This window comes from Actinomadura sp. BRA 177 (assembly GCF_013372625.1).
Lineage (GTDB): Bacteria > Actinomycetota > Actinomycetes > Streptosporangiales > Streptosporangiaceae > Spirillospora.
On sequence record NZ_JABXFD010000658.1, the window covers coordinates 1 to 11922 of the forward strand.

An 11922-nucleotide genomic window follows, 5' to 3' on the forward strand; every position below is an offset into this window, starting at 1 on the left:
GGCCGCCGGCGCAGCCGCACCGGCGGCCCGCGCACGAACAGCCGGCGCCGTCGCACGTCCCGCCGCCGCGCGTCCAGCACGGCGCACCTCCTCCTCCGCCGCCGTCCACGTCCACCCGGACGGCACCGGCGCACGGGCCCGGCGCTCCCAAGCGTCCCGCGAACCGGGCGCTGATCGGCGTCGCGGCCGCCGCGCTGACCGTCATCGTCGGCATCGGCGCGTGGGCGCTGTCCGGCACCGGCGGCGACAACGAGCCCGGTGGCGGCGGTGCCACCGACAAGTCCAAGACGAGCGCGCCTCCGCAGCCGACCGTGGTCAAGCTGCAGGCGCAGGGCGTGCAGGCCGTCCAGCAGTCGCGCCCCGGCCACCAGGACACCTCCATCGGGAAGAACACCGACTCCGTCATCGACGGCAAGGCGAGCGGCAACTGGGAGACGCAGAGCTACGCCGACGCCGGGTTCGGCAACTACTCCAAGGGCATGGGCGTCCTGCTCGACATGGGCAAGCCGGTGAAGGTCGCCAACGTCAAGATCGTCTCGCCGGAGAGCGGCGGGACGCTGCAGGTCAAGGTCGGTGACTCACAGTCCCCGAGCGACCTGAAGCGCATCGGCGAGCAGCCCGCGAACGGCAGCGAGCTGACCGTCACCGCGTCCCCGCAGGTGACCGGGCAGTACGTTCTGGTCTGGTTCACCAAACTGCCGTCGTCCCTCAAGGGCAAGCTCGGCGAGGTCACCGTCTACGGCGCCGCCGGCTGACCTCGTCCACACCCTGGACAAGGGCTGTGACGTGGAGCGGCGCATGTCTGTATCGTGCCTGTGAGTAGATTGTCCCCTCGCCCCCAGGAAAACGTGGTGCCTACCCCAGCAGCCGGTCGCGGAAGCCCGGCGCCGACCGGGCGTCCCGAACGAGAAAGCGGTCGCTCATGACGTCGGTGAGCATGCATCGCGTGGGCGAGGTGCCCGACAAGGAACTCCTCGCCCGCCACGCCCAGGGGGACCCGCACGCGTTCGCCGAACTGGTCCACCGGCACCGCGACCGCATGTGGGCGGTCGCGCTGCGCACCCTCGGCGACCCGGAGGAGGCCGCGGACGCGCTGCAGGACGCATGTCTTTCGGCGTTCCGCGCCGCCGGACGGTTCCGCGGGGACGCCGCCGTCACCACCTGGCTGCACCGCATCGTCGTGAACGCGTGCCTGGACCGCATCAGGCGCAAGTCCGTCCGGCCGGCGACGCCGATGGGCGACGACGCGACGTTCGACGCCGTCGCGCCGAAGATGCCGGACCCGTCGGACGCGCACGGCGTGTCCCTCGACGTCCGCACCGCGCTGGAGCAGATCCCGTTCGAGCAGCGCGCCGCGCTCATCCTCGTCGACATGATGGGTTATTCCGTCGAGGACGCCGCGCAGGTCATGGAGGTCCCGGCCGGCACGATCAAGAGCCGGTGCGCCCGCGGACGCGCCAGGCTCGCACCGCTTCTCAGCCACCACCGGAACCGGCGGGATCGCAAAAACGTCTGAGGTGTGGAGAGGAGGTGGCATGCCCAAGTGAACCCCGCACACTACGACTACGACATCCTGGCCGATCTGGCCGAGGGACTGCTCGAAGACGACGAAGCCGCCTCCGTCAACGCGCACCTGGATACCTGCGCCGAATGCCGTGAGCTGTCCGCCGACCTTGCGGACGTCTCCCGGATCCTGGCGGAGGCACCCGTGCCGTCCATGCCCGCCGAACTGGCCGACCGCATCGACACCGCCATCGCCGCGGAGTCGATGCACAGCGCCACCGTGGTGAGCATGGAGCAGCGGCGCGGAAGGCGGCATTGGCGGATTCTGTCGGCGGCCGCGGCCGCGGTGATCGTCGTCGGCGGCGGCGCGACGGTCGGCACGATGGCACTGGACGGCGTGAACGGCGACCACGGCAAGGCGTCGACTCCCGCGCAGGATAATCCCGACCAATCCGGTCCGGAGAATGGGATGGCGCCGAACGCCGCCGCCCCGGCCGCGGCCTTCACCGTGGCCCGCAGCGGCACCGACTACCGCGCCGGCACCCTGGGCGCCCAGATCGACCGGCTGCTCGCCGACACCCAGCAGCTCAGGGCCGCGTCGGGCCCGCCGTCCGCGCAGCTCAAGGGCTGCGTCAACGGCGTTACCCACGGCCAGGCGCCCGCCCTCGTCGACACGGCGAAGTACGAGGGAACGCCCGCGACGGTCATCGCCGTGCACGGCGACATTTCCGGCAAGTGGAACATCTGGGTCGTGGGAACGGACTGCTCCGCACGAAACCAGCACGTCCTGAAGAAGCTCCGGAACGCCTGACGCACTCGGCCGCCGTTCTCGGCACCCCCGAGAACGGCCAGCCGCAGATCCCCCGGGCTCGGACATCGGCCTGGAGGACCACTCTCAGGGCGCGGGCTCCAAGACCCGCCCCCGTTGACTGGCCGCCTTGCCGGATGCTCAGCGGCTCCTCCTCGCTGAACGCGATGACTGGATTCGCGGCTGCTCCGCCGACTACGGCGGCAGGGGCGTCCCGGCTAGACACATGCCGACGTCCCCTACCCGACCCCGAGGAAAGGGCCAACACCGTCCTGGGGCCAGCTCCCCCCAGACCGTCCGCCCTGACGGAAAACTGCCTAAGCGGTCCGCACCTGACGGTGGACACGAAGACCCGCAAGAGCACCGGAACTAATCACAGACAGCCCAGCCAAACGACGCCTCTCAGCCCGAACCGAAGCCGCTGCCCTGCCAGCACAACTTCCACCCCAACACCAAAGCAGCCTCACGCCACGACGACGCGACTCCTCGCAGCACGATGACGTGCTCTGTCCCGAGCCGACAACCGGAGCCGTCGCCTCGCGACGACGCGAACCCTCACGGAACGCCGGTCTGAGTCGCCGCACACGACGCAGGTAGCCGCAGCACGACATGAGTCCTCACGGCACTGCGCCGCGGGTCGCCGCGAGGCGACAACCAGAGTTGTCGCAGCGCGACGACGCAAATCCTTGGCAGAACGACAGTCTGAGTCGCCGCGCCACGACGCGGGTAACCGCAACGCGACATGAGTCCTCGCGGGACGACGGTCTGAGTCGCCGCACCACGACGTGGGATAGCCGCAGCACGCCGTGAGGCCTCAAGGCACTGCGGCACGGCACCGCGGCGTGTGTTGCCGCGAGCCGGGCAACCGGACCTGTCGCTTCGCGGCGACGCAAGTTCTCGCGGTACGACGGCGTGAACTCTCGCGGCATGGAGGCGTGATTCCTCGCCGGGCGGAGGCGTGGGTCATCACAACCCAGCGGTCCGGGTGTCGCGGAGCCCTCGTTCCACTGCGAGGGTGTGGTCTGCCGCGACACGACAGCCTGGGATGTCGCGGGGCGACAGGGCGAGTCCCCGCGGCACGACGACGTGGTCTGTCGCGGCGCGGCAGCGCCCCCGGGGCGGCAGCCCCGGGACGGCGGCGTGAGTCATCACAACCCCGCGGCTTAGTGTCGCGAAACGACAGGGATGAGGCCTCGTTCCACTGCGAGGGTGTGGCCTGCCGCGGCACCTCGGGCCTGGATTGCCGCGACACGACAGCCTGGGATGTCGCGGGGCGACAGGGCGAGCCCCCTGCGGCGCGACGGCGTGGTCTGCCGTGCCGCGGCAGCGCCCCCGGGGCGGCGGCACGGGTTGTCGCGGGGCGGGCGGTATGGGTTGGTGTGGGGTGGGTTAGAGGGTTTCTAGGAAGGCCAGGGCGGTCGTCCAGGCTCGGTCGGCGGATTCGGCGTCGTAGTCGGGGAGGTCCGGGTCGGTGAACAGGTGGCCGGCGCCCCGGTAGCGGTAGACCTCCACGTCCGCACCCGCCTTGCGCATTTGCAGGTACCAGGCGTTCAGCCAGTCGACGGGCTCCCAGGTGTCGGGGTCGGCGACGTGCAGCTGCACCGGGACCTCGGTGGACGCGTCCTCCGCGATGTCGGACGTGCCGTGCATCAGCAACAGGCCGCCGGCCCGGGCGTCCGCGAACGCGAGGTTCTGCGCGATGGAACCGCCGAGCGAGAACCCCGCGTAGACCAGACCGCCGTCGCCCATGAGAGGGGCGGCCGCCCTGACGGCGCGGCGCAGCAGCTCGTCCCGGCCGATCTCCTCCTTGATCTCGATGCCGGCCTCGGGGTCGTCCACGACCCGCCCGTCGTAGAGGTCGGGGACGTGGACCTCGTGCCCGGCCGCGCGGAGCCGGTCCGCCGCCTGGTGCACCGCCGGACGCAGCCCGTACATCGAGTGGAGAAGCAGAATCCGTGCCATGCACCACACCTTAGAGGCGCGGACCGGGCCGTAGAGCCTGGTGGACGGCCGGTCGCGGTGCCGCGGGAATCCCCGGGGCCTAGGATCGGTTGACGCGACTGGCAGGCCGGGTCGTGCGGCACCGACGGCCAAACGAGGAGAGGCGCAGAACAGTGAGCGACGTCCGTAACGTCATCGTCATCGGGTCCGGCCCCGCGGGCTATACGGCCGCCATCTACGCGGCTCGCGGTGACCTGAAGCCGCTGGTGTTCGAGGGCTCGGTGACGGCGGGTGGTGCGCTGATGAACACCACCGACGTGGAGAACTTCCCCGGGTTCCCCGACGGCATCATGGGCCCGGATCTGATGGACAACCTGCGCAAGCAGGCCGAACGCTTCGGCGCCGAGCTGATCACCGACGACGTCACCGAGGTGGACCTGACCGCCGACCCCAAGGTCGTCAAGGTCGGGGACGAGACCTACCTGGCCAAGGCCGTGATCGTGGCGACCGGCTCGGGGTACCGGGAGCTGGGCCTGCCGGACGAGAAGCGGCTGTCGGGACGCGGTGTGTCGTGGTGTGCGACCTGTGACGGGTTCTTCTTCCGGGAGCAGGACATCGCGGTCGTCGGCGGCGGTGACACCGCGATGGAGGAGGCAATCTTCCTGACCAAGTTCGCCCGGTCGGTGACGGTGATCCACCGGCGGGACGAGCTGCGCGCGTCGAAGATCATGCAGGATCGCGCGTTCGCCAACGACAAGATCAAGTTCTTGTGGGACAGCGAGGTCACCTCCATTCAGGGGGACGACCGGGTGACCGGGGTGGCCGTCCGCAACACCAGGACGGGTGCCGAGTCGGCGCTGGAGATCACCGGGCTGTTCATCGCGATCGGCCACGACCCGCGCAGCGAGATGTTCACCGGACAGCTGGAGACCGACGCCGACGGGTACCTGCTGGTGGACGCCCCGACGACGCGGACGAAGGTCCCGGGGGTGTTCGCGTGCGGTGACGTGGTGGATCACATCTACCGGCAGGCGATCACCGCGGCGGGCAGCGGCTGCTCGGCCGCCATCGACGCCGAACGCTGGCTCCAGGACCAGGACGCCGCCGAAACCGTCCCGCAGGCCTAACCGTCCCGCAGGCGGGCCGTCCCGCAGGCCCGACCGGTCTGCAGATCGACGGCCCGGCACTGCCGGCCTGCGGAGCAGTTCCGGCAGAGTCGAGGTGCCGTGACCGTCCCCCGCGGGGATGGTCAGTTGGCGCAGCCCTCGCCGAGTTCGTTCGAGCCGCCTCCCGCCTCCCGCGGCGAGCGCGAAAGCGTGTGGCCCGCACTCCTGGCATGGAGTGCGGGCCACACGCGTCAAAGCGCCTCAGATCCCCTCAGACCGGTCGTAGCGCCCCCTCCGGTGTCATGGAGCCCAGCAGCCGTTCCAGGGCCACCTCGACGTCCTCACGCCACGACAGGGCCGACTTGAGCTCCAGCCGCAGCCGCGGATAACGGTGATGCGGCCGGACGGTCTTGAACCCGACCGACAACAGGTAGTCGGCGGGCACCATGCACCCGCCCTCCTCACCCTTCAGGTCACCGAACGCCTCGATCGCCTTCACCGCGCGCCGGGTCAGGTCCTTCGCGACTCCCTGGACGAGCATCCGGCCGAGGCCGCCGCCGGCGAACTCCGGCAGGATGTGCGCGGTCATCAGCAGTACCGCGTCCGCGCTGACCGGGCTCGTCGGGAACGCCACCGAGCGCGGCACGTACAGCGGCGGCGCGTACATCACGAACCCCGCCGGGACGTTGTCCACGTACGCGATCTTGCCGCAGCTGCCCCACTCCAGCAGCGTCGAGGAGATCCACGCCTCCTTCTCCAGTCCCGAGTCGCCGCTCTCCAGCGCACGCTCCCGGCTGACCGGATCGAGCTCCCAGAACACGCAGCCGCGGCAGCGGTGCGGCAGATCATCGAGATTGTCCAGCGTGATGTTGACGAGACGACGCGACACCGGGTCGGCACCCCCTGTTGCGATCCTCGCCCGCCGGGCCTGGAACCCGTGGCGACGGAACTTCCCGGCAACCAACCGGGACCCGCGGGCATCGTATCGGACAGGAACTTCCCCAACCGGGCGGCACGCCACACCCGGAACGGTCCGGCGCTGGTCGCCATGCCGTAGTTTGCAGGGAAGCCATCACATCCCGGAGGTGCCTCGTGGAACAGCATTCGCGTACGGACGTCTACGCCGATCGCTACGCCGCCCGCGCCGCCGGCATGGTGCCGTCCGAGATACGCGCCCTGTTCGCGATGGTCGCCCGCCCGGAGATCGTCTCGCTCGCGGGCGGGGCGCCGTACGTGTCGGCACTGCCGCTCGACGCCGTCGGCCAGATGATCGGCGACCTCGTCGCCGGCAAGGGCGCCGAGGTGCTGCAGTACGGCTCCGCGCAGGGGGACGAACTGCTCCGCGAGCACATCTGCGAGGTCATGTCACTCGAAGGCGTCCAGGCGTCCCCGGACGACGTTGTCGTCACCGTCGGCGCGCAGCAGGCGCTCGACCTGATCACCAAGATCTTCGTGGACCCGGGGGACGTCATCCTCGCCGAGGCCCCGTCCTATGTCGGTGCGCTGGGCACGTTCGCGTCCTACCAGGCCGACGTCGTGCATGTGCCCCTGGACGAGGGCGGGCTCATCCCGTCCGCGCTCCGCGAGACGCTCTCGTCCCTCCGCGCGCAGGGGCGCCGCGTCAAGTTCCTCTACACCGTGCCGACCTTCCAGAACCCGGCGGGCGTCACCCTCACCACGGCGCGCCGCGCCCAGATCCTCGAGATCTGTGCCGAGTACGACGTCCTGATCGTCGAGGACAACCCGTATGGGCTCCTCGGATTCGACGGCGAGCCCATGCGGGCACTGCGCGCGGACGACTCCGAACGCGTCCTTTACCTCGGCTCGTTCTCCAAGACGATCGCGTCGGGCCTCCGGGTCGGCTGGGTGCTGGCGCCGCACGCGGTGCGGGCCAAGCTCGTCCTGGCCGCCGAGTCCGCGATCCTGTGCCCGTCGAACTTCTCGCAGTTCGCCGTCCGCGAGTACCTCGCCACGCAGCCGTGGCGGGAGCAGACCAAGGGCTTCCGTGAGCTGTACCGGGCCCGCCGTGACGCGATGCTGGAATCGCTTGACCAACTGATGCCGGACGGTTGCACGTGGACGCGTCCGGCGGGCGGCTTCTTTGTCTGGCTGACACTCCCCGAGGGGCTCGACGCCAAGGCGATGGCCCCGCGCGCGATCGCCGAACGGGTCGCCTACGTCCCCGGGACCGGCTTTTTCGCGGACGGCACCGGACACCGGCACATGCGCCTGTCGTACTGCTTCCCCGAGCCGCACAGGATCCGGGAGGGCGTCCGGCGACTCGCGACCGTCGTCGAAAAGGAGATCCGCCTCCACGACACGTTCGGCGGTGCGGTCGGCGGCAGGTCCACCGGCTTCCAGGCGCCGGGGCCGGACGTCGTCTGAATGTTTCACGTGAAACGCGCACCCGTCCTCGGTGGGGCATGAGCCTCGCTGAGGACGAGCGCGGACTACACCGTTCAAGAGAGGCAAGCGCGGTGGAACTCGGACATGTCGTCGTCCTCGCCGGGGGGCTGTCGTACGAGCGCGAGGTGTCGCTCCGGTCCGGCCGGCGCGTCACCGACGCACTGCGCGCCCGCGACATCCCGGTCGAACTGCGCGACGCCGACGCGACGCTTCTCGACTCGCTGACGGACGACCCGCCGGACATCGTCTTCCCCGTCCTGCACGGCGCCGCGGGGGAGGACGGCTCGATCCGCGACGTCCTCGAACTGCTCGAGGTCCCCTATCTCGGTGCCCGTCCGGACGCTTGTCGCGTCGCATGGGACAAGCCGACCGCCAAGTCCGTCGTCCGCCGTGCCGGACTCCGCACGCCCGAGTCGGTCGCCCTCCCGAAGGAGGTCTTCCACGACCTCGGCGCCGCGTCCGTCCTCGACCGCATCGTGAGCGGCCTCGGCCTCCCCCTCTTCGTCAAGCCGACCCGCGGCGGCTCGGCCCTCGGCGCGTCCGTCGTCCACGAGCCGTCCGAACTGTCGGCCGCCATGGTCGGCTGCTTCGCCTACGGCGACGCGGCCCTCATCGAGCGCTACGTCTCCGGCACCGAGGTGTCCGTCAGCGTCATCGAACGCGACGGCGTCCCCGTCGCCCTCCCGGCCGTCGAGATCGTCGCCCCCGGCGGCCTCTACGACTACACGGCCCGCTACGACGCCGGCGACACCGAGTTCGTCACCCCGGCACGCCTGTCCCCGGACGCCGCCGACCGCGCCACGTCCGCCGCGGTCACGGCCCACCGCGCCCTCGGCCTCCGCGACATCTCCCGGACCGACCTCATCGTCTCCCCCGAAGGCGACATCCACTTCCTGGAAGTGAACGTCGCGCCCGGCATGACGGAGACAAGCCTCCTCCCCCGCGCCATCAGCGTCGCCGGCCTGGACCTCGGCGAAATCTGTGAGTCCCTACTCGTCGCCCGCCTCACCTAGTGGCGGTGCATCGGTCAGGCCAGGAGGGCAGGATCGATGGCTGATGAGGCCGACCAGTGGGTGAGCACCGTCCCTCACCTGACCCACGTTGCGAGACCGAGGGTTAGATCGTGCCCTCACCGGTTCGGCGGGGAGAAGCAATGGCCGGTGGGATGTCGTGTCGAGGTCCGAGCACTGATCCATTAGGTCGCCGTGATTCTCCTCCTGGCTTCCACCCCCAGAGACGAGCCACGGATGCTGTTTGTGGGTAACGACTGGGCCGAGGACTACCACGACGTCGACCTGGTGGACGATGACGGCCGCCGCCCGGCCCCCCGGAGACTCGCCGAGGGTATCGACGGGTACTCAACTTCACGAGCTGATCGCCGGGCATCTGCCCGAGGACGCCACCGCGGCCGATGTGGTCATCGGTATCGAGTCTGATCGCAGGCCTCGCCAGCGCCCCGAGCGTCCCAACTGATAACTCGCTGCAGTGCGACGCACTCACTCAGTCGGGGGCGCGCGACGCTGATGTGGTCATTGGTATCGAGTCTGATCGCGGGCCTCGCCGGCGCGACGAGCCACCCAACTGATACTCGCTGCAGTGCAACGCGCTCGCCCAGTCGGGGGCGAGCGACACAGATGCTGGCTCGGTACGCTCGTCCATCAGCCGCGCCGCATACAGGCCCCCACCTTCGCCCCATGGGGCAACTCTGCTGCCGGTACGTCCAGAACGGCAGTTGTCCCACCCACACCTTCAGGCCCGCCTGGGCGGCGGCCGCCACGGAAGTGCCGATCTGGTCACCAGGCCGAACCTTGAGCACCAGGCGGCACCCATGACTCCCAGGGACGCCCGTAGCCGACGGCCACCATCATCTGGGTGATGCGGGAGCCGTCGTTGGACGCCAGGTTGCAGACGTCCAGGGCCTTGCCGCTGTTGCGGTTGGCCAGGCCGTACCAGCCGGCCGCAGATGAGGGCGGGCTGGGCCTCGTGCGTTGGTGGTCTGCCCGCCCACCGATGAGACTTGATGCGACGCCTTGGGAAGTACGCGGTGGCGCATCGTGGCAGGACGAATGTTTCACGTGAAACTGCCTAGGCGGGCGGTCCGCAGTTGACAGCGGACACGACCCACGTAACGCCCTCCACCGCACCGCCCGCTGACCGTGCCGCTGGCCGGATCGCGATGGCCGACCGACCGCACCGATGGCTGACCGTGCCGCATGCTCGCGTCCCCACAGCCAAGTCCGTCCTCGTAGCGACGCCGGGGTGCCTATTCCTTGGTTTGGACGGCCAAGGTCTGCACGCCGTCTCCTGAGAGATATGGGAGTGCTGCCGTGACTCGTCCGGAGATGAGGAGGACGATCGCCTGGAGCGGGCCGGAGATGGACGGGCCGTCGCCACGCGACCAGGGCGCGTCCGTGGCCGATACGCGGAAGCCGCGTAGGCGCTTCTTGGCGCCGAAGCCGAAGGGCGGTGGAATCTGCCAGATCCGGTCGGCCGCCACCAACGCGGGGTGCTCCGGCATGGTGAAGTCGCGGCCGAGCGGGAGGAAGATGTCTTGCGCATGGACGAGGATGTCCAGCAGCGGCTCCTTGGTGGTGGTTCCGGGAGCGAGTCGTTGTGCGGGGGCGACCCGGCGCACGATGGCGATCAGCTCATCGTTCGGAAGGGCCGCTCGGTCGATCGCCGTCTCTCGGATGAACCTGTGGAAGCTCCCGTGCGCCCGCGCGAACTCGCGCAGGGTCATGCCCCAAGTGATCTCCGGAGCAAGGCCGATGTGGGCGACGACATCACGGACCCGCCACCCCTCACACAGCGATGGCCGCTCCCATTCGTCCGGGTCGAGATCGATGAGGGCTTCCGCAACCGCCAGACGTTGTTCCGCGATGTGCCGCCACATCTCTTTGCGATCCACCCGAACCTCCTGAAGATCGGACTGCCGGGAGCCGCTCTCCGCCGCAACGTACTGAACGCCGCAGCCCGCGTCCATTGCCGTATGCAATGGACTGGCACACGACGGATCCCGATGAAGCCTGTGCCTAACCCAGTTGCCCCCGGCGACGCGGTCGCCGTCGAGGAGCTGCTGACGGCCGGGCGCCTCGGCCTGGAGGACCGCCTCGTTTAGGTCCTCTTTGGAGGCTGTGGACGCAACGAGTCGGCAGGGGACGGGCCACCCAACCAAACCTTGCCCTTGCTGGAGGCGAGTTAGCTGCGGAGGTTGAGCCCACGCGGCCAGCACCAGACGTGATCGCTCAGGTCGTTTCACGTGAAACATTCGTCCACCAGCCACTCCCAAGGCGCGTCGGAGAGAGCCGGCAGTTCGGTAACACCGCGACGATCGCCGTCGTGGCGTGGAGGCGTCGTTCCCGCAGGGCCGTTGCGGACGTGCGTCCGATTGCTGGGCAGCAGACTCAGCCCTCGGCGGGCCGCGCGACAGCCGACGAACGCAGTTGCCCAGCCAAGCAGGCGACGCGCTTCACGCGAACCCGGAAGTTCGGCGGGATGTGAAGGTACCTCCGCCTGGACTGCGAGGCGGTTTCACGTGAAACATTAGCCTGGCCAATCCCGCTTCCACGTTCTCGGTTTGAGTAGCCCTTCCGGCCCCCGAGTGGCACAGGACTTGCGACACCCTCGACGTCACCCAACGAACACCGGTCCGGCCCCTAGCTGATTCTCCGCAGGGGCCCCGCAATCAGTCTGGGGTTGACGACGAGCCCACTGAGGGATTCCGCGAAGGCCAGCCGTAGCTCCCGATGCGCAGCGCATTCCTGCACGATCCCACCTGAACCTCCTACAGAGGGTGGGAGCTGGTCTCGAATGCTCTGCAGAGCTGAGCCAGTGAGCTGCGCGACCGACCTGCGACGGAGCCGTGCGGCGCCCAGTGGACGACGGCCCGGTGGGTGGCACGCCCGCGGTCGGCGGCGCGGCCCGGTGGGCGGTCCGGCCAGTGAGCGGTCCGGTCAGTGGACGATGCGGCCAGCGAGTGGACGCGGCCGGCCAGAGGCGCGGCGAGTGAGCGACGCGGCCGGCGGTCCGGCCGGTGAGCAGTCGGCCCGGTCGGTGGCACGGGCGGTCGGCGGCGCGGCCCGGTGGGCGGGGCCAGTGAGCGGTGGAGCCCAGGATGGGGGCGCGGGGGCGGACCAGCGAGGGCGGGCCGTGGTCCCG

Annotated in this window: 8 protein-coding genes and 1 pseudogene; 6 read left to right on the plus strand and 3 right to left on the minus strand. The window is 69.9% G+C overall.

Annotated features, from left to right (window positions below):
* The 3 genes and pseudogenes from HUX53_RS36710 to HUX53_RS36720 all read left to right on the plus strand — a co-directional run.
* Positions 1 to 755: pseudogene (locus HUX53_RS36710) on the plus strand (AMP-binding protein); the annotation flags it as partial.
* A gap of 167 nt (positions 756 to 922) precedes the next feature.
* Positions 923 to 1516, plus strand: coding sequence for an RNA polymerase sigma factor SigM (gene sigM / locus HUX53_RS36715; RefSeq protein ID WP_176407880.1), 594 nt, complete (start codon positions 923 to 925; stop codon positions 1514 to 1516).
* 27 nt (positions 1517 to 1543) lie between these two features.
* A complete protein-coding gene (locus HUX53_RS36720) occupies positions 1544 to 2314 on the plus strand; it encodes an anti-sigma factor (protein WP_176407881.1) in 771 nt (256 codons plus the stop codon).
* A 1386-nt stretch (positions 2315 to 3700) separates the two neighbouring features.
* Here HUX53_RS36720 and HUX53_RS36725 read toward each other — a convergent pair.
* Positions 3701 to 4273 carry a dienelactone hydrolase family protein gene (locus tag HUX53_RS36725; RefSeq protein ID WP_176407882.1) on the minus strand — a complete coding sequence of 191 codons (573 nt, stop codon included), beginning with the start codon at positions 4271 to 4273 and terminating at the stop codon, positions 3701 to 3703.
* A 152-nt stretch (positions 4274 to 4425) separates the two neighbouring features.
* Between HUX53_RS36725 and trxB the strand changes: the two genes are divergently transcribed.
* Positions 4426 to 5379 (plus strand): thioredoxin-disulfide reductase, encoded by a 954-nt coding sequence (trxB, locus tag HUX53_RS36730; RefSeq protein ID WP_176407883.1) that lies wholly within the window; start codon positions 4426 to 4428, stop codon positions 5377 to 5379.
* A 250-nt stretch (positions 5380 to 5629) separates the two neighbouring features.
* On the opposite strand, the gene HUX53_RS36735 is transcribed toward trxB, so the two are convergent.
* Complete coding sequence (locus tag HUX53_RS36735; protein WP_176407884.1) at positions 5630 to 6247, minus strand: GNAT family N-acetyltransferase; 618 nt, start codon at positions 6245 to 6247, stop codon at positions 5630 to 5632.
* Positions 6248 to 6510: 263 nt separating this feature from the next.
* Here HUX53_RS36735 and HUX53_RS36740 point away from each other — a divergent pair, with 263 nt between their 5' ends.
* Positions 6511 to 7743, plus strand: coding sequence for a PLP-dependent aminotransferase family protein (locus HUX53_RS36740; protein WP_176407887.1), 1233 nt, complete (start codon positions 6511 to 6513; stop codon positions 7741 to 7743).
* A 92-nt stretch (positions 7744 to 7835) separates the two neighbouring features.
* On the plus strand, positions 7836 to 8777 hold the full coding sequence (locus HUX53_RS36745; protein WP_309237611.1) for a D-alanine--D-alanine ligase: 942 nt from the start codon (positions 7836 to 7838) through the stop codon (positions 8775 to 8777).
* A 1250-nt stretch (positions 8778 to 10027) separates the two neighbouring features.
* Here HUX53_RS36745 and HUX53_RS36750 read toward each other — a convergent pair.
* Positions 10028 to 10672, minus strand: a complete 645-nt coding sequence (locus tag HUX53_RS36750; RefSeq protein ID WP_176407886.1) for a maleylpyruvate isomerase family mycothiol-dependent enzyme — start codon at positions 10670 to 10672, stop codon at positions 10028 to 10030.
* Positions 10673 to 11922: the final 1250 nt, after the last annotated feature.

What these genes read in the sequence shown, in the direction of transcription:
- HUX53_RS36725 (WP_176407882.1), bottom strand. Translation starts at nt 4,273, where the DNA reads ATGGCACGGATTCTGCTTCTCCACTCGATGTACGGGCTGCGTCCGGCG.
- sigM (WP_176407880.1), top strand. Translation starts at nt 923, where the DNA reads ATGACGTCGGTGAGCATGCATCGCGTGGGCGAGGTGCCCGACAAGGAA.
- HUX53_RS36740 (WP_176407887.1), top strand. Translation starts at nt 6,511, where the DNA reads ATGGTGCCGTCCGAGATACGCGCCCTGTTCGCGATGGTCGCCCGCCCG.